The following is a 19,256-nucleotide window of genomic DNA, read 5'->3' on the forward strand; positions in this document are numbered from 1 at the left end:
CGGGGCAGGCCCTTTGTCGTTCTCTCCTGCCGTTCCGTCTTTCAGGAGGCACTGAAGCGCTGGTCGATGAAGGCGAACAGCTCGTCGTCCGTCGCGGAGTCCAGCTCCTCACGCATGTCTTCCGGGCCGGCCCCGTCGGCTCCATGGGGCCCATCGGGTGCGTCGGGGTTCTCCGCCATGGCGGCGAGCGTCTCCCGGGCCTCGCGCCATTGCGATGCCAGGGCCTTCAGACGGTCCGCCACCTCGTCCATCGCCTCGCTGTCGGGGGCCAGCTCCCGCACCCGTTCCGGGGTGAGCGCGGCGAACGCCGCCTCCAGCCGGTGCAGTTCCGCACCGGGATCGGCCGGTGCCGGGGTGGTACTGGCACCAGTGCCGGTACCGGCCGGAGCCGCCAGGCCGAGGATGTGAGCGGCCAGGGCTTCGGCCGTCGGGTAGTTGAAGATCAGCGTCGGGGGCAGCCGCAGGCCCGTCGCGGCACCGAGCCGGTTCCTGAACTCGACGGCCGTCAGGGAGTCGAAGCCCAGTTCGCTGAAGGTCTGCTGCGGTTTGATCCGGTACCCGGGCGCGTGTCCGAGCACCGCGGCGGCCTCCGTGGTGACGACCTCCAGCATGGCGCCCCGGCGTTCCTCCGGGGCGAGCGCCTCCAGGCGGGTCCGCAGCGACTCCTCCGGCGCAGACACGCCCGAGTCGTTCGCGGCCCGTCGCGGTGTGACACGTACGAGCGACCGCATCAGATGCGGGACGACGCCACTGTCCGAGGCCGCACGGCGCCATTCGGGCAGGTCGAGCAGGACAGGGACGACGGCGGGCTCACCGGACGCAACAGCGCTGTCGAACAGTTCCAGCCCTTCGGCCGACGACATCGGCACCATTCCGGACCGCTTGAGCCGTCGTACGTCGGCCTCGCTCATCCTCCCGAACATGCCGCCCTCGGCCCACGGCCCCCAGGCGAGGGAGGTGGCAGGCAGCCCTCGGGCCCTGCGGTACTGCGCCAGCGCGTCCAGATAGGTGTTCGCCGCCGCGTAGTTGGCCTGGCCAGGCTGCCCGACCACGCCGGAGACGGAGGAGAACAGGACGAAGAAGGAGAGGTCCAGGTCCGCGGTCAGCTCGTGCAACTGCCAGGCCGCGTCGGCCTTCGGGCGGAACACACCCGAGAGGCGCTCCCCGGTCAGCGAGCCGAACACCCCGTCGTCGAGGACGCCCGCGGTGTGCACGACACCGGCGAGCCGGCCCGTGGCGCGTATTCCGCCGACGAGCGCGGCGAGGGCCTGCCCGTCCGCCACATCGCACGCCTCGAAACGGGCCGAGGCGCCGAGGGCTTCCAGTTCGGCGACGAGTTCGGCCGCACCCGGTGCCTGCGCGCCGCGCCGGCTCACCAGGACGAGATCCCGCGCACCCCAGGCTCCGGCGAGGTGCCGGGCCATCAGGCCGCCGAGCGTGCCGGAGGCACCGGTGACCAGGACCGTGCCCTCGACATCCGGGCGCCCGTCGATGGCGTCATCGGTCCCGGTGGGGGTCGTCCGGATCAGACGGGCGGCGTGGAGCTGTCGGCCACGCACGGCGAGCTGCGGCTCTCCGACGGCGACGAGCGCGCCCGGATCGGGCTCCGGTTCCTGAACGTGACTGCGGTCGTGACGGTCGCGATGATGGTCATGATCATGTTCGCGGTCATGGTCGTGATCATGTTCGTGGTCATGGTCGTGATCATGTTCCTGGTCATGTTCGTGGTCATGGTCCGGGTGCGTATCTATGAGAACGATGCGGCCGGGGTGTTCGGACTGGGCGGAACGTACGAGGCCCCACACAGCGGCTGCACCGAGGTCCCGCACCTCCTCGCCCTCGATCGCAACGGCACCACGAGTGGCCACGACCACCCGCTCGCCCTCGGGGCGCTCCTCGGACAGCCACACCTGCAACCGTTCCAAGGCCCGCGTCACCCGGTGGTGAACGTCGGCCACAGCGTCCACTCCGTCGGCCGGGCCCGGCACCTCGATGACGTCGACCTCCGCGGCCGCGCCGGCGGCCGGCCGAGCCGCGTCCAGCTCGCTCCAGCCGATCCGGTACAGGGACCGGGCACCCCCGCCGGAACCGTGGGTCCGTTCCGCCAGCTGCTCCCGCGTCACGGGCCGCAGCGCCAACGAGCCGATGGAGGCCACGGGAGCACCCGTACCGTCCGCGAGCAGGACCGAGGCGCCCGGACTCTCCGGGTCGGCCGGCTCATCGGTCCGGGTGATCCGCACACGCAGCCGCTCGGCACCCACCGCGTGCAGCCGTACGTCGCTCCAGGCGAAGGGCAGCCCGGCACTGGTGCCCAGGCCCATGGGATGCAGGGCGGCGTCCATGAGCGCGGGATGGAGCCCGAAGCCGTCAGCGGCGCCGCGCAGCGCCTCCGGCAGGGCCGCCTCGGCAAAGATCTCGTCGCCACGCCGCCAGACGGCGCGCAGGCCGCGGAAGGCCGGCCCGTACTCCAGGCCGAGTCCGGCGAGCTCCTCGTAGACCGCGTCGGCCTCGACCTCGACAGCCCCGGTGGGCGGCCAGTCCGCGAGCGACTCGGCGCCCGCCGCCGGGGCGTCAGCCAGCACACCCGAGGCATGCGAAACCCAGGTGCCACCGATGTCGGCGGCAACACGCGAGTGGATGCGGACGACACGCCGCCCATCCTCCGCCGGGGCCTCCACGGCGATCTGCACGACTACGGCGCCCTGTTCGGGCAGGACCAGCGGAGCCTGCAGGGTCAGCTCCTCCAGCACTGCGGCCCCCACACGCTGACCCGCATGAAGGGCCCACTCGACCAGGGCGGTGCCCGGGACGATCCGCGTGCCCATGACGACGTGATCGGCGAGCCAGGGGTGCGAGGTGGCAGCAAGGCGCCCGGTGAAGAGGGCCGAGCCGGCACCGGCCATCTCGGTCATTGCACCGAGCAGCGGGTGCCCGGCCGATTCGAGGCCGAGATTGCCAGGATCCCCCGCGGAACCGCCTGAGGACACCAGCCAGTAGTGCTGGTGGTCGAAGGCGTAGGTGGGCAGGTCGGTGCGCTGGGCGCCGGTGTTGGCGTAGTACGCCGTCCAGTCGGCGGCCTTGCCTCGGACGTGGAGTTCGGCGAGGGCGGTGGTGAGGGCGTCGGGTTCGGCGCGGTTCTTCCGCAGGGCCGGTACGAAGCCGGCCTCGTCGTCGGTGACGCAGGACTGGCCCATCGCGGAGAGGACACCGCCGGGGCCGAGCTCCAGGTACGTCGTGACGCCCTGAGCCTCCAACTGACGTACGCCATCGAGGAAACGGACCGCCTGGCGGACGTGGTCCACCCAGTAATCGGCGCTCAGCAGCTCCTCACCGGCCAGTTCCCCAGTGAGGTTGGAGACGATGGGGATCCGCGGTGCATGGAAGGTCAGGTTCTCCGCGACCGTCTTGAACTCGGCGAGCATGGGCTCCATGCGCGGCGAGTGGAAGGCGTGGCTGACGCGGAGGCGCTTGGTCTTCGCGAAGCCCGACGCGATGGCCAGCACCGCGTCCTCGTCACCCGAGATGACGACGGAGTCCGGACCGTTCAGAGCCGCGATCGACACGCCCTCCACCAGCAACGGCAGGACCTCCGCCTCCGTGGCCTGGACGGCGACCATCGCCCCGCCCATCGGCAGCGCCTGCATCAGACGACCCCGCGCGGCGACCAGCGCCGCCGCGTCCTCCAACGACCACACACCCGCCACGTGGGCGGCGGCCAGCTCACCGATCGAGTGGCCGAGCAGGTAGTCGGGCGTGACAGCCCAGTGCTCCAGCAGCCGGAACAGCGCAACCTCAACAGCGAACAGCCCCGCCTGCGTGTAGACGGTCTGGTCGATCAGCTCCGACCCACCGAACACGATGTCCCTGACCGGCTGGTCGAGATACCGGTCCAGCTCCGCGCAGACCGCGTCGAACGCATCTGCGAACACCGGGTACGCCTCGTACAGCTCCCGGCCCATCCCGGCCCGCTGCGACCCCTGCCCCGAGAACAGGAACGCCGAACGACCACTCCGCACAGTGCCACGGACAACACCCGGCACCGACCGGCCCTCGGACACCGCCCGCAGCAACGCCTCACGGTCCTCACCGACCACCACCGCACGGTGCTCGAACGCCGTACGCGTCACAGCCAGCGAGTAACCCACATCCAGCGCCGAAGCAGCACCCACCAGGCCGAGCAACCGCTCCGCCTGACCCGCCAACGCCTCCTCCGACTTCGCCGACAGCACCCACGGCACCACCGGCAACACCGACCCGACAGCCGAAGACTCGACCGCCTCCGGCTCCTCCTGCGCCTGCTCCAGAATCACGTGCGCGTTCGTCCCACTGATCCCGAACGACGACACACCAGCCCGACGCGGACGACCACCCACCTCCGGCCACTCCCGCGCCTCCGCCAGCAACTCCACCGCACCCACCGACCAGTCCACCTTCGACGAAGGCACACCGACATTCAGAGTCTGTGGCAGCACACCATGACGCATCGCCAGAACCATCTTGATCACACCCGCGACACCCGCCGCAGCCTGCGTATGACCGATATTCGACTTCAACGACCCCAACCACAACGGCCGGCCCTCCGGGCGATCCTGCCCATACGTGGCCAACAACGCCTGGGCCTCGATCGGGTCCCCCAGCTTCGTACCCGTACCGTGCGCCTCGACCGCATCGACCTGAACGCCCGAGAGCTGAGCGTTGGCGAGGGCCTGGCGGATGACGCGCTGCTGCGACGGGCCGTTCGGAGCCGTCAGGCCGTTCGACGCACCGTCCTGGTTGACCGCGGATCCGGCGACGACCGCCAGCACCTGATGGCCGTTGCGCCGGGCGTCGGAGAGACGCTCGACGAGGAGCATGCCGACGCCCTCGGACCAGCCGGTGCCGTCCGCGTCGTCCGAGAACGGCTTGCACCGGCCGTCGGCGGCCAGGCCGCCCTGGCGGCTGAACTCTATGAACGAGCCGGGCCCCGCCATGACGGTCACACCGCCCGCAAGTGCCAGGTCGCACTCCCCCGCCCGCAGCGCCTGGGCCGCCAGGTGCAGGGCGACCAGCGACGACGAGCAGGCCGTGTCCACCGTCACCGCCGGCCCCTCCAGGCCCAGGACGTAGGAGACGCGGCCGGAGGCGACGCTGCCTGCGGTGCCGGTGCACACGTATCCCTCGGCCGCGCCGAGGGCGGCACCGGTGTCGCCGGCGTAGTCGTGGTTCATGAGGCCGACGTACACGCCGGTCCGGGTACCGCGCAGGGAGCGCGGGGTGATGCCCGCGCGCTCCAGGGTCTCCCAGGAGGTCTCCAGGACAAGGCGCTGCTGCGGGTCCATCGCGAGGGCCTCGCGCGGCTTGATGCCGAAGAAGTGGGCGTCGAACTCGGCGGCGTCGTGCAGGAATCCGCTGTCGCGGACGTACATCGTGCCCGGGTGTTCCGGGTCGGGGTGGTAGAGGGCGGTCAGGTCCCAGCCCCGGTCCTCGGGGAAGGGCGTAATGCCGTGGCCGCCGTCGGTGACCATCTTCCAGAGGTCGTCCGGTGATGCGATGCCGCCGGGGAGCCGGCAGGCCATCGCGACGATCGCGATCGGCTCGTCGGAAGTAGCACCGGTCTTGGTGGTGTGCTCCGTCGAAGTGCCCGCGAGTCCCGTACCAATACCCGTACCCGTGCTGGTCAGGAGTGTGTGGAGGTGGCGGGCGACGGCTTCCGGTGTGGGGTGGTCGAAGGCCAGGGTGGCCGGGAGGACGAGGCCGGTGGCGGCTGTGAGGCGGCTGCGGAGCCGGACGGCCGCCTGGGAGGTGAAGCCGAGGTCCTTGAACGCCCGGTCCGGCTCGATCTCGTGTGCCGTGGGCAGTTGGGCGACCTCGGCGGCTTCGGTGCGGACGAGTTCGAGGAGGCTTCGCAGCTGTTCTTCCTCGCTCTGGCCCGCGAGCTCGTCGCGCAGTCGCCGGACGGTTGCGGGTTCGGGTGCGGCGGACTGCGGCGCGGGCTCGGCCGTCGCAGTGGTGTCGGGGTCCGCGACGAGGCAGTGTTCGTCGTCGAGCAGCAGTGCGGCGTCGAGCGCGGCCGTGCGTGCGCGGCCCGTGAGGCCGGCTCCGGTCGTAAGGGCGAGAGCGGGCAGGCCGCGTGCGTGGCGCTGGGCTGCGAGGGCGTGGGCGAAGGCCTCGGCGGCGGGATCCGTGCCCGGCGGGGCGATCAGCAGCAGGCGGGCGGGCCCGGCGATGTGCTGGAGGGGCAGGGTGGTGTCGACGGCCGCGCGCAGCCCGGCGGGAAGGGTGTGCACCACGAGGGAGAGTGGGTGCGGGATCAGGGTGGCGAGAGCGGCCGGGTCTGCGGGGTCGACGGCGGCGGGGTCGACGGCGATGGCGGTGATCTCGGCTTCCGTGTCCGCCAGTTCGGCGCTCAGGGCCGTCGCCGTGTGCTCCTCGGTGGTGTACGGCAGCAGGACGCGTCGTACTTCGTGGGCATTGACGAGGTGACGGACGAGGTCGGTCGTGGCCGGGTCCTCGGCGCCGGTGACCAGGACCGTTCCCCGGGGGTCGAGTGGGCTGTCGGAGGATGCCCCGGACCCGATGTGGGGAATGTCGCGCAGTCCGGGAACAAGAACCCGGCCGTGCCGGACGGCTCCCTCTCCGACGCCGCTGTCGACGGCGTCGAGGAGAGCGAGCAGGTCCTGGTCCTCGGGGGCGGGCGCTTCCAGGTCGATGCGGGTGCAGCGGCCGGGGTGGCTGTCGTCGAGGGTGCGCAGGGCGCCGCGTGCCGCTGCCTGGGCCGGGTCGCGGAGCGGGTCGCCGGGGCCGGTGGACACCGCGCCGTGGGTGACCACGACGAGTCGGGCGGCCTGGAGGGCGCCGCACGCGAGGAGTTCGTCGACCGCTCCGGTCGACTCGTCCACGACGGCGACCGGATCGCTGTGCGCGACGGGCAGGAGCAGGACCCGGTCGGGCGGCGCGGCACCGGCGGCCAGATCGGCGATGAGTGAGGCCGCATCGGGATGGGTCCGTACGGTGGCCCCCGCGTTCCGCAACGCGGACACCAGCCCGGGTACGGATGCAGGCCCGGGCACGGATGCGGGCCCGGCCCGACCTCCTCCGAGCACCGCCCAGCTTCCCTGCGCTGAGGTCCGGCCGCCCCCGGACGTGGCCGGGCGGGGGGACCACCGAGGGCGGTGGAGGACGTTGTCGGCGGTGGACGCGGCCAACAGGCGGGCGGGGTGGTCGAGCAGGGCGTGGCGGGTGATCTTGCCCGAGGCGGTACGGGGGATCCGGGCGACGGCGTGGAACTCGTGCGGGGCCTTGAAGTACGAGAGGTGGGTCCGGCAGGCGGCGAGGAGTTCGGCGGGGGCGGGCAGTCCTCCGGGGCCGGGCACGAGGAAGGCGACCGGAACTTCGCCGAGGACGGTGTCCGGCTTCCCGGTGACGGCGACGTCGGCGACGCCGGGCAGGGCGCGCAGGACGTCCTCGACCTCCGTCGGGTGGATGTTCTCCCCACCACGGATGATGAGTTCCTTCAGTCGGCCACTGATGGTGATGTGGCCCGACGGGGCGCGGCGGGCGAGGTCGCCGGTCCGGTACCAGCCGTCGGTGAGGACTTCGGCGGTGGCCTCGGGCCGGTTGTGGTAGCCGGCCATCACGTTGGGGCCCTTGACCCAGATCTCGCCCTCGGCGCCCGGTGCGCTGTCCCGTCCGGAGTCGGGATCGACGAGTCGTACGTCGAGGCCGGGGACGGGCAGGCCGCAGGAGCCCTCGACCCGGGGACCGGTGGCGGTGTTCATGGTGATGGCGCCGCAGGCCTCGGTACTGCCGTAGAGGTTGAGCAGCGGTACGCCGTAGGCCGATTCGAAGGCCGTCTGGAGCGCGGCGGTCGTGATGGCTCCGGCGACCATGCAGGTGCGCAGTCCGGTGCCCCGCAGCGACTGTCCGTCGGCGGCGTCGACCAGATGCTGGTAGAGGGCGGGGACGCCGGCTAGGAAGGTGGCGGACTCCTCGCGCACGGCGGCCGAGACGTCCTCGGCCGAGAAGCCGTCGAGGATACGGGCGGTGGCACCGACGGCGGTCACGCCGACGACGCACGCGATGTGGGAGAAGCTGTGGAAGAGCGGGAGCGGCCAGACGACCCGGGCGTCGGCGGACAGCCCCGCGATCGGCGCGTACGAGGCGGCGACCGACCACAGGGCGCTCCGCTGGGTGGAGAGCACGCCCTTGGGTTTGCCGGTGGTTCCGGAGGTGTACAGCTGCCAGGTGATGTCGTCCAGGCCGAGGGAGTCCCGGGCGGGGGTGACGGGTTCGGTGGTGGCGAGCGTCTCGTAGCAGACGGTGCCGGGGCCGACGGCGGATCCCGCGAAGCCGGTGTCCGGAACGACGACCAGAACCGGCGCCCGGCCCCCAGCGCCCCCGGCACCCGCAGCACCTCCAGCACCTCCAGCACCTCCAGCACCTCCAGCACCTCCAGCACCGATGACCCCACCGGCACCCCCGGCACCCCCGCCCCTCCCCGCGCGCCGGACCTGGTCGACATGCGCCGAGTCGGTGATGACGGCGCGGGCGCCGCTGTCGGCGAGGATGTGGGCGAGCTCGGTGTCGGCGGAGTGCGGGTTGACGGGGACGCCCACGGCTGCGGCGCGGATCGCCGCGAGGTAGCTCTCGACGGTCTCGACACGGTTGCCGAGCAGGATCACGACACGGTCCCCGGGTTGCAGCCCGAGGGCCGCCAGATGTCCGGCGAGCCGACCGGTGCGCTGCTCCAGGTCTGCGTACGTGACGGCCCTGCGCGCGTCGCGGAATGCCGTTTTCCCGGCGGACCGTTCGGCGTGCCCCCGCAGAATTTCAGGGAATGGGCGGATCAGCTCGGCACGCAGCATGTCACCATATCCGTCTCTCGATTCGGCCCCTCTTGGCCTGGGCCCGCTCGGCCCGCTCGGCCCGCTCGGCCCTCTTGCGCCCTCTTGGCCTCGCACACCGAGCGGCGGACTCCGGTCCGGAGTGTTGCGGACAGTTTGATCCGCCGGGATACGGGGCTGAACCCCTGTCACCCCCTGTTTTGCCCCTGCGGATGCAGTCCGAGGACGTCGATCCGCAGATCCGCGGGGAATCCGGCGTCCGGCCCACCGACCCTGCGCGCGAACTCGGTGAGGGCAGCGAGCTGCCGTGGCCCGAAATCAAAATCGAGGCCGTTGAGGTAATAGTCCTTCAGCGTCTCCGAAGTGAACGTCTCCCATTCCGCGGCCTGTTCGCAGATCAGGTCGATCTCCTGGAGGGAGAGGTCCCGCGCGATCCTGAGGTCCTCGTGGACGCGGTGGACGATTCCGGGCTCACGGGCCAGGAATTCCCGCCGGACGGCCATGACCGCGAAGACGAAGGGCAGTCCCGTCCAGTCCCGCCACATTCCGCCGAGGTCGTGCACCCGCAGGCCGAGCCCCGGGGCCTCGTACAGGGCGGCGCGCAGCGCGACATCGCCGATGAGCACACCGGCCTGGGCATCGCGCATCATCACGTCGAGATCGGGTTCGGTGACCTCGTACCGGGGGTTCACCCCGATCTGCTCGCCGAGCAGCAGCTGGGCGAGGCGGACGGAGGTGCGGCTGGCGGAACCGAGGGCGACCTTCGCGCCGTCGAGTTCATCGAGCGGCACCTTGCTGAAGATCAGGCAGGACTGCACGTCGCCGTCGCTGCCGATCGCGATGTCAGGCAGGACGACCAGGTCCTCGGCGTGCTTGAGGTACTCGAGGACGCTGATCGGGCCGATGTCCAGCCGGCCCTCGGCCAGGGCGGCATTGAGGATTTCGGGGCTCGCCCTGGTGACGTCGAGGTCGAGCAGGCTGCCGGTCTTCGCCAGACCCCAGTACAGGGGCAGGCAGTTCAGGAACGAGATGTGGCCGACACGGGGGCGGTTCCGCTTGAACGTCGCGGCCCGCCCGAATTCACCGAACTCACCGAACCCCATTCCGGCGAATTCCTGGTCCGCGCACTCCAGCGATCCGGAGAGCTGCGAAGGTTCTATTTCCGTCGTCTGTGCGCTCAAGGTTATCAACGCTTCCGATTGCTCGAATTCTGAATCCCTGACCGTGGCCGACAGGCTGCCGGAACTTGTTTTTGATGCATTTATCGGCCGCCGCCAAAGAGCTGTGAGAGCAGCCACCGTAGCGCGCCCCTGAGAGCGAACTCCGCTTTCCGGAGTGGCACCAAGTGTCCTTGCAGCAAGTGTCCTTCAACGGTAGGGGTGACACCCCTACCGATAAGGGTTGCCCACGTTTCTGGGCGCTCGTAGCCTGCTCGAAAAGCACTTGGCATTCGCTCACGACATCTCGACAACGAATGGAGACTTATGTCTTCCCATACGGAGGTGGCAAGCATCGTCGATCCGGTCTTGCACCTGGACGATGCGGAGAAAGCCGAACTCACCGCCCTGGCCGAAGAGCTGTCCGGTACGGCTCCCCGTCTGATCGACGCCCCCCGCTGGATCGCCGCCGCGCGCTCGCTGTCGAGCGAGCTGCCGTCCAGGCTGCGGGCCCGGCTGCGGGAGTTCACCTGGGATCCGGGGACCGACGCGATGCTGCTGCTGCGCAACCTGCCGCAGCACGCGCCCGGCGGGACACCGGCCACGCCGTCCGTCGCCGGCTCGGTGCAGCGCACCGCCACGGTGCCGGCCGCGGCTCTCGCCCTCATCGGCATGGCACTGGGCGAGGTGGTCGCCTTCGACAAGGAGAAGTCCGGCGCCCTGGTGCAGGACGTGGTCCCGGTGCCCGGCATGGAGAGCTTCCAGGGCAACGCGGGCTCCACCAAGCTCAACATGCACACGGAGAACGCCTTCCACCCGCTGCGCCCGGACTTCGTCGGCCTGATGTGTGTGCGCAACGACCACGCGAACGTGGCGAAGCTGCGCATTGCGTCGGTCCGCCGCATCGTGCCGCTGCTCCCGGAGCCGGTCCGGGCGATCCTGCACGAGCCGCGTTTCACGATCGCCGCACCGGCGTCGTTCGCCATGCCGCCGGGCAGCGAGGAGCCGCGCGGTGTCCTGACCGGCAGCGTCGACGACCCGGATCTGACGGTCGATTTCAGCAGCACGACGGCGCTGGACGACACCGCGGCCGACGCTCTGATCCTGCTGGAGAAGGCGGTCGACCACAGCTACCAGGAACTCCTGCTGGCTCCGGGCGACCTCGCGCTGGTCGACAACCGGATGGCGTTGCACGGCCGGAACGCGTTCCAGCCGCGCTATGACGGCGCTGACCGCTGGCTCCAGCGGATTTTCGTACACATCGACCACCGGAGGTCGCGCGCGTCGCGGCCGGACGGCGGCCAGGTGCTGCAGAGCTCGGCACCGGCACCCCCGGCCCGCTGAACACTCCGGGACCGCTGAACACCAAGGAGAGGTAGCAGACCATGCCCATCGGGGCGGACCCCACCATCTACAGTCGGCCGGTCTCCCCCATGGAGGCCTGGTTCCTGGTCTATCCGGACTCGGTGCCCGGTGTCATGCATCTGTTCGTGCAGGGCACCGGGCTCGTCGGCCGGCCCGAGCTGGCCGCCGCCGTCGGGCGGGCGGCGCGCTCCTGCCCCGGTACCCGGCTCACCCGCACGGGCATGACCTGGACGGACAGCGGTGAGGCACCGGCCGTACGGGAGCTGCCCGAAGGCAGCCTGGACCCTGCCGCCGACGCACCGGACCTGCACCGCCCGCTGATGGGCGACGGCGGGCCCACCTGCGAAGTACTGCTGTCGGGGCACTCCGGTGGTACGCACATCGTCTTCCGTGCCTTCCACGGCGCGCTCGACGGCAAGGGCCTGATGTTCTGGGCCGAGGAGGTGTTCCGGGCGCTGCGCGGTGAGCCGCTGCTCGGGGCGCCGGACGCGGTGAGCGAGGCGCAGCTGCTCGACCGGCTCGACGCGGCGGGCGTGAAGTCCTCCCCCGGTATCCAGGCGGATCTGGACTGGCCGTCCGCGCTGGGCCCCCGGGCCGCCGGCGGAGAGAACCGGGGCTTCTTCTGGCGCCGCCGCACCATCGACGGATCGCACCCCGGTGCGGTCGCCAAGGTCGCGCTCGCCATCGCCCGGGCCCGCGGTGTGCGGACCGGGCGTTTCATGGTTCCGGTGGACCTGCGCCGTTACGCGCCCGAGCTGCGCTCGACGGGCAACCTCACCCACAATCCGCTGTTCGAGGTGGATGCCGACGCGGGGTGGGAGGACGCTCATGAGCGGATGCTGACGCTGCTGGCCGAGGGGCACGACCTGGCGGCCCGCGCCGACACCGTCATGACGTCCGTGCCGCTGGACATCCTGCGCCGTCAGATCTCCGAGCTCGACGCGTACTCGGCCGCGCAGAACAAGTACTCCGCTCTCGCGACGCTCTCCAGCATGGGGAGGATCACCCCGGACGCGCTGAGCACCCCGGCCTTCCGGGCCACCGACGTCTTCGCGCTGCCGAACTCCGGTCCGGTCGGTCCTCCGGAGGTGGACCTGCTGGAGTTCGACGGCCGTACGGAGATCACCATCGGCTGGCACGACGGCCCGGGGACCGCCCAGCGGGCGGAGGCGCTTCTCGACGCGATCGAGGAGGAGCTGTCGCCCGCCCATCGCAGGGAGTGGGCGGGCAACGCCCCGGCCCTGCCGCCGGCCCGGACCGGCACGGTGGTGGAGCAGTTCGAGGCGCAGGCGGCCCGTACACCGGACGCGATCGCGCTGAACGGGCCGGAGGGGCCGGTCAGTTACGCGGAGCTGAGCCGCAAGGCGGACGCGATCGCGGCGGAGCTGCGGGACCGGGGGCTGGGCCGCGGTTCGGTCGTGGGTCTGGCAGCGGGTCGGACCGTCGCGGCGATGGCGGGCATCTGGGGCGTGCTCAAGGCCGGGGCGGCATATCTGCCGCTGGACCCGGCCCATCCCGACCAGCGCCTGTCCGGGCTGCTTAGGGACGCCCGCGCGAGCGTGTGCCTGGTCGACCGGGTGCTCGCCAAGCGCGAGCTGGTGCCGGTGGGCTGCGAGGCAGCGGTCCTGGAGGACCTCGCCGACCGCGGGGGCCACCCGGCCGCAGGCGGCGGCGATGACAACGTACGGCCAGGCGATCTCGCGTACATCATCTACACGTCCGGCTCGACGGGCCGCCCCAAGGGTGTGGAGATCGAGCACGCCCAGCTGACGGTGTTCGCCGACTGGGCGATCCGTACCTACGGCGTGAACGACACCACCTGCTACCCGCTGTTCACCTCGCTGGCGTTCGACCTGTCCAACACGGCGCTGTTCCTGCCGCTGCTGGTCGGCGGTTCCATCACCCTGGTCCCGGACGACCTCGACCATGTGGTGCTGCGGGAGATGCTGACCTCCTCGGGAGCCAACGCGCTCAAGCTCACGCCGACCCACCTGGACCTGATCAGCCGGCTGGGGCTGCGGCCCACGGGCTTCCGTACGGTCGTCGCGGGGGGCGAGCTGCTGCGCGGCTCGGTCGCCGCGCGGGCGCAGGAGATCTTCGGCCCGCAGTGCCACATCTTCAACGAGTACGGTCCGACGGAGACGACGATCGGCTGCATGTCCCGGGAGTTCGACCCGGCGCGCGATGCCGAGCTGCCGTCGGTCCCGATCGGCCTGCCGACCCCCGGCACCCACATCCATCTGCTGGACGCGCGCGGCTGCTTCGTCGAGCCGGGCGAGGTCGGCGAGATGTTCCTGGCCGGGGACCAGCTCGCCCGCGGCTACCGGGGCCGCCCCGATCTGAACGCGGAGCGCTTCCTGCGCCTCGCCGACGGCACCCGGGTCTACCGCAGCGGTGACCTGGCCCGGCTGCTGCCGTCCGGTGAGCTGGAGTCGGCGGGCCGCACCGACGAGCAGGTCAAGGTGCACGGCCACCGGGTGGAGCCGGCCGAGATCGCCCACACCCTGGAGGAGCACCCGGCGGTGGCCAGTGCCTTCGTCGCGGGCCTGACGCGTCCGGGGACGACCGACAAGGCGCTGTACGCGTGGGTCGTGCTCGACGACGCGGAGGTGCCGACCGACGCACTCGCCGCGTACGTCGCCGAGCGGCTGCCGCGCTACATGGTCCCCGGCACGACCCTGGTGATCCCGGAGCTGCCGCTGACCCCGAACGGCAAGGTCGACGTCTCCGCCCTGCCGACCCCGTTCGAGACGTCCGGGGAGCCGTCGGAGGCACCGGAGCCGGCCGGGGAACGCTCGGGCATCGAGGCGGCGGTGGCGGAGATCTGGTCCGACACCCTGGGCCTGCCCGCGACCCGGCTGGGCCAGGAACCGGACTTCCACGCCCTGGGCGGCGACTCGGTGACCCTGCTGACGATGCTGGCCCGGGTGGCCTCGCAACTGGTGCCCCCGGCCCGGGAGAAGGAGTTCATGTCCCACCTGGCACGCTTCATCGCCCGCCCGACCCTCCGACACGTCACGGAGGTCGCGGAGAGCCTGCGCTGACGTACGCCCCCGGCGTGGAGGAGCACGACCCGCAACGGCTCGGCGCCGTCTGCAGCCCCGCAGGCACTGCGGGGCTGCAGTTCGTTACGCAAAGGCCAAAAGCACTTTCCAGCGGTCGGCGCGGTACGTGCCGTGGTCGTACAACCATCTGGGTCTCGATGTGAAAACCACCGGCCCATCCCCGAGAATTCGGACGCACCCGGCGAACTGGTCAGGAAGTACAGCCGGGCTGACAGTGGTTCACGCATGCCGTTAATCTCCCTGTCATGTCATCCCAAGAGCGCAGTGCCGGAACCGTCTTTTGTATCGTCTTGGCGATGCTCAGCATGATCACGGCGATGATCTTGTCGGCGGTCGCACTGGACGCGAGCTCTCGGGTGCCCGATGAGCCGGTGGGCGAATTCGGCAGCACGCTAGAGCTTTTCGAGGATGCCGATTGCGAGACCGAGGCAGATACCCCGCCCGATCAGCTCTTCTTCAAGTGCTTCTTCGAGCACCAGTCGACCATGCAGAAGGATGCGGCGCTCTGGGAGAGGCAGATTGCAGCGCGGCAGGCGGACATCCAGGCGAAGGGCAACTTGGCCATCATCTTCGGCCTGCTCGGGGTGACCTTCGCGGTCTGCGCCGTGGTGTCCAAGAGGGGTGGCCGGACCGAGCCACGAACCACCGGCACCGGGGTAACCCATCCCGCCCCGGGTGGGGCACCCACGCCTGCCCAGCCCCCCTGGCAGGCGTAGCCGCCAGGGCCGCGTACGCGGCACCGACACGGAGGCGTCCGTCGTGGGACGGACGCCTCCGAGCGGCGGGATTGTCGGGGACCGTCTACAGACCCTGGTCGTTCAGCCACTCCTGGATGCGCTTGGCGACGTCCTCCGAGTGGTCGCCCAGCATCGTGAAGTGGTCACCGGGTACGTCGACCACGTCGTGTTCGTACGGCCACTGGGCGCGCCAGTCGGCGTCCTCGGGGATGGTGCCGAGCGGGTCGGCCGCGCGGACCAGGAGGGTGGGTACGTCGAGCGGCTGGGCCTTCCAGTCGAAGAAGAACTGGAGGTACGCCGCCCAGGCCGTGGTGCGGTAGTCGTCCATCGGTGTGTACGCACTGTCCCGTTCGACCATTCCGTCGAGCATCTGCGGGATCCAGTTGACGAGCACCTCGCTGTCGACGGGGTAGCTGTCCATGAGGACCACGGCGTCGGGGGCGCGGCCCTGGCGGGCCAGTTCCAGTGAGAGGACGTTGGCGACCATGGCGCCGCCGGAGTGGCCGGTGAGGACGAACGGGCGGTCGCCGACGGTCCGCAGGACCGTGTCCGCGTGGGTGCGCAGCAGTGTGTCGCGGCTCGCGGGCAGGTCCTGGCCGGCTCCGAACCCGGGGTGCGGGAGGGCGTAGACGTCCCGCACCCCGCGGAAGCCCGCCGCCAGGCGTGCGTACTCGTGGGCGCCGGACAGCATCGACATGGTGCAGCAGCTGATCAGCGCGGGGCGTGCCTCCTCCCCGCCGGTCCGGCCCAGCGGGACCGCGCGGTGCGGTGTCTCCAGGCTCGTGTGGTCCTCGTACGTCGGGCGGAAGGAGGCCAGGTTGATCAGCAGTTCCGTGTACTCCACGGGCCTGCCGATGTCACGGCTGTGCCGGAAGAGCTGCCCGAGCAGGCCGTTGGCGCCGGGCTGCGGGGTCTCGTCCGCGGTCTCGTCGTCCTCGGTGCCGGCCTCGGTGCCGAGCAGACGTTCGGCGAGGTGGCGGGCGAGCCGGACCGGGGTGGAGTGGTCGAACAGCAGGGTGGGCGACAGGGTGACGCCGAGGACCTGCTGAAGGTTGTTGCGCATCCTGAGCGCGGTCAGGGAGTCGAAGCCCTGCTCGAGGAAGTTGGTGTCCTTCTCGATGGCCTCGGCCGAGTCGTGGCCGAGGACGGCGGCGGCGTGCTGCGTCACGAGGCCGACGAGCAGCCAGTGCCGCTCCGCGGCGGGCGTGTCCCGCAGGCGCGCGGCGAACTCCTCGCTCGCCTGGGCCGCCTCTTCCTCGTCGATCGTCCCGGCCGACTCGCCCGAGGGCGCGGGGGCCGGGAAGAAGGTGCCGGGTGCGGGCGGGGCCGGCCAGTAGTGGGTGCGCTGGAAGGCGTAGGTGGGGAGGTGGGTGCGGGTGGCGCCGGTGTCGGCGAAGACGGTCTGCCAGTCGACGGTGGTGCCGTGGCAGTGGGCCTCGGCCAGGGAAGTCAGGAACCGGTCCTGACCGCCTTCCTGGCGGCGCAGGGTGCCGAGGACCGCGGCATCGGCGCCGACGTTCTCGACGGTGCCCTGGAGGCCGATCGCGAGGACGGGATGGGGGCTGACCTCGATGAAGATGCTGTGGCCGTCGGCGAGGGCGGCGCGGGTGGCCTGTTCGAACTCGACGGTTTCGCGGAGGTTGTTGTACCAGTAGCCCGCGCCCATCTCCGTACCGTCGAGCAGCCGGCCGGTGAGGGAGGAGTAGAGGGGCGTACCGCCGGTCTGCGGGGTGATGCCGGCCAGGAGTCGGGCTAGTTCGGCCTCGATCCCCTCGACGTGCGCGGAGTGCGAGGCGTAGTCGACATCGATCTTGCGGGCGCGGATGTCGTTGGACCGGCAGTCCACAACCAGCTCGTCCAGGGCCTCCGGATCGCCCGAAACGACCACGGAGGAAGGGCCGTTGACGGCGGCGATGGAGATCCGGCCGTGCCAGGCCGTGATCTTCTCGCGCACCCAGGTTGCGGGCTGGGCCACCGACACCATGCCGCCACGGCCGGCGAGCGCGATGATGGCCCGGCTGCGCAGGGCGACGACCTTCGCCGCGTCGCTCAGGGACAGGATGCCGGCGACGGCGGCCGCCGCGATCTCACCCTGGGAGTGACCGATCACGGCGGCCGGCTCGACACCGTACGACCGCCACACCTCCGCCAGCGACACCATCACGGCCCACAGCACCGGCTGCACCACATCGACCCGGTCGAGGCCCGGTGCGCCGTCCGCGCCGCGTACGACATCGGTCAGCGACCAGTCGGTGTACGGCTCCAGCGCCGTCGCGCACTCCGCCATCCGCGCCGCGAACACCGGGGAGGAGTCGAGCAGTTCCACTGCCATGCCGGTCCACTGGGCGCCCTGCCCCGGGAACACGAACACGGGGCGGGAGCCCCGGCCGGCCACGCCGGACATGGCCGTGGCCGCAGGTGCGCCCTCGGCGAGGGACTCCAGGGCGGCGAGGAAGTCCGCGCGTTCACCGGCCACCACGGCCGCCCGGTGGTTGAACGCCGTCCGGGTCAGGGCGAGGGAGTAGCCGATGTCCGTGAGGGACGTGTTCGTGTCCTCGCGTACGCGGTCGAGCAGGCGCCCGGCCTGGGCGCGCAGGGCCTTCTCCGTCTTGGCCGACAGCACCCAGGGGACGACGGTGGGCCCGGCCACGGAGGCTGCCTTCCCCGGCTCCCGCTCCGGCGTCGCGGGCTGCTCCTCCTCCGGCGCCTCCTCCACGATGAGGTGGACGTTCGTACCGCTCATGCCGAACGAGGAGACGCCCGCCCGGCGTGCCCGGCCGGTCTCGGGCCAGGGTTGCTGCTCGTCGAGCAGCCGGACCGCGCCCGCCGACCACTTGACATGGGTCGAGGGCTCCTCGGCGTGCAGGGTGCGCGGCAGGATGCCGTTGCGGATGGCCATGACCATCTTGATGACGCCCGCGACACCGGCGGTGGCCTGCGGGTGGCCCATGTTCGACTTCAGGGAGCCCAGCCACAGCGGGCGGTCCTCGGGGCGGTTCTGGCCGTACGTGGCGAGCAGGGCCTGGGCCTCGATCGGGTCGCCCAGGGTGGTGCCGGTGCCATGTGCCTCGACGACGTCGACATCGGCCGTGGTCAGGCGGGCGTCGGCGAGGGCCTGCCGGATGACGCGGCGCTGGGCCGGGCCGCTGGGGGCCGTGAGGCCGTTGCTCGCGCCGTCCTGGTTGACGGCGGAGCCACGGATGACGGCCAGTACCTCGTGGCCGTTGCGGCGGGCTTCCGAGAGCCGCTCCAGGAGCACCATGCCGGTGCCCTCGGCCCAGCCGGTGCCGTCGGCGGAGTCGGCGAAGGCCTTGCAGCGGCCGTCGGCGGCCAGCCCGCCCTGCTTGCTGAACTCGGAGAAGACACCGGGGGTGGCGATGACGGCGGCGCCGCCCGCGACGGCGAGCGTGCATTCGCCCTTGCGCAGCGACTGGACGGCCAGGTGGAGCGCCACGGACGACGACGAGCACGCCGTGTCCACGGTGACGGCAGGGCCCTCCAGGCCGAAGGCGTAGGAGATGCGGCCGGAGAGCACACCACCGGCGGTGCCGGTGAGCAGGTACGACTCGCTGCCCTGCGCGTCTCCGTACATGGTCGCGCTGTACCCGGAGGCCGAGCAGCCGACGAAGACGCCGGTGGGTGTCCCCTTCAGCGCGGTCGGGTCGAATCCGCCGCGTTCGAGGGCCTCCCAGGTGGCCTCCAGCAGCAGGCGCTGCTGCGGGTCCATGGCCAGGGCCTCGCGCGGGCTGATCCCGAACGGGGCCGGGTCGAAGCACGGGGCGTCGTGGACGAAGCCGCCCTCCAACGAAACCGGTGCATCGGCCGGTTCGTCGGGGCCGCGCAGCCACGCCGGATCCCAGCCCCGGTCGGTGGGGACGGCCGAGACGGCGTCCCGGCCGTCGAGCACGAGCTGCCACAGCGCCTCCGGGGAGTCGGCACCGCCGGGCAGCCGGCAGCTCATCCCGACGATGGCGATGGGCTCGGTCGACGCGTCGGCCAACCGCTGGTTCTGCAGTTTCAACCGCTCGTTGTCCACGAGGGCGGAGCGGAGCGCCTCGACGATCTGGTCGGCACCGGAATCCATCAGCTGTTCCCCCTGTACGTTCGAGC

Annotated in this window: 6 protein-coding genes; 3 read left to right on the forward strand and 3 right to left on the reverse strand. The window is 71.4% G+C overall.

What is annotated here, in order from left to right:
- Positions 1–41: 41 nt before the first annotated feature.
- Positions 42–8,843: an SDR family NAD(P)-dependent oxidoreductase gene (locus ACFYY7_RS23650; RefSeq protein ID WP_388664184.1), complete on the reverse strand. Its 8,802-nt coding sequence runs from the start codon at positions 8,841–8,843 to the stop codon at positions 42–44.
- Between the two features lie 167 nt (positions 8,844–9,010).
- A complete protein-coding gene (locus tag ACFYY7_RS23655) occupies positions 9,011–9,925 on the reverse strand; it encodes a menaquinone biosynthetic enzyme MqnA/MqnD family protein (RefSeq protein WP_388664230.1) in 915 nt (304 codons plus the stop codon).
- A gap of 381 nt (positions 9,926–10,306) precedes the next feature.
- On the opposite strand from ACFYY7_RS23655, the gene ACFYY7_RS23660 reads away from it, so the two are divergent.
- The 3 genes from ACFYY7_RS23660 (at position 10,307) to ACFYY7_RS23670 (ending at position 15,125) form a co-directional block, all read left to right on the forward strand.
- Complete coding sequence (locus ACFYY7_RS23660) at positions 10,307–11,323, forward strand: TauD/TfdA family dioxygenase (protein ID WP_388664186.1); 1,017 nt, start codon at positions 10,307–10,309, stop codon at positions 11,321–11,323.
- A gap of 41 nt (positions 11,324–11,364) precedes the next feature.
- Positions 11,365–14,388, forward strand: coding sequence for an amino acid adenylation domain-containing protein (locus ACFYY7_RS23665; RefSeq protein ID WP_388664187.1), 3,024 nt, complete (start codon positions 11,365–11,367; stop codon positions 14,386–14,388).
- Between the two features lie 317 nt (positions 14,389–14,705).
- On the forward strand, positions 14,706–15,125 hold the full coding sequence (locus ACFYY7_RS23670) for a hypothetical protein (protein WP_388664189.1): 420 nt from the start codon (positions 14,706–14,708) through the stop codon (positions 15,123–15,125).
- Positions 15,126–15,210: 85 nt separating this feature from the next.
- On the opposite strand, the gene ACFYY7_RS23675 is transcribed toward ACFYY7_RS23670, so the two are convergent.
- A complete protein-coding gene (locus ACFYY7_RS23675; protein WP_388664191.1) occupies positions 15,211–19,230 on the reverse strand; it encodes a type I polyketide synthase in 4,020 nt (1,339 codons plus the stop codon).
- Between the last annotated feature and the right edge of the window lie 26 nt (positions 19,231–19,256).

Origin of the sequence: Streptomyces sp. NPDC001933 (genome assembly GCF_042890955.1) — a bacterium.
In the GTDB taxonomy this organism is placed as follows: domain Bacteria; phylum Actinomycetota; class Actinomycetes; order Streptomycetales; family Streptomycetaceae; genus Streptomyces.

Coding starts and splice junctions, on each gene's coding strand:
- ACFYY7_RS23650 (WP_388664184.1), bottom strand. CDS start 8,843: ATGCTGCGTGCCGAGCTGATCCGCCCATTCCCTGAAATTCTGCGGGGG.
- ACFYY7_RS23655 (WP_388664230.1), bottom strand. CDS start 9,925: ATGGGGTTCGGTGAGTTCGGTGAATTCGGGCGGGCCGCGACGTTCAAG.
- ACFYY7_RS23660 (WP_388664186.1), top strand. CDS start 10,307: ATGTCTTCCCATACGGAGGTGGCAAGCATCGTCGATCCGGTCTTGCAC.
- ACFYY7_RS23675 (WP_388664191.1), bottom strand. CDS start 19,230: ATGGATTCCGGTGCCGACCAGATCGTCGAGGCGCTCCGCTCCGCCCTC.
- ACFYY7_RS23665 (WP_388664187.1), top strand. CDS start 11,365: ATGCCCATCGGGGCGGACCCCACCATCTACAGTCGGCCGGTCTCCCCC.
- ACFYY7_RS23670 (WP_388664189.1), top strand. CDS start 14,706: ATGCTCAGCATGATCACGGCGATGATCTTGTCGGCGGTCGCACTGGAC.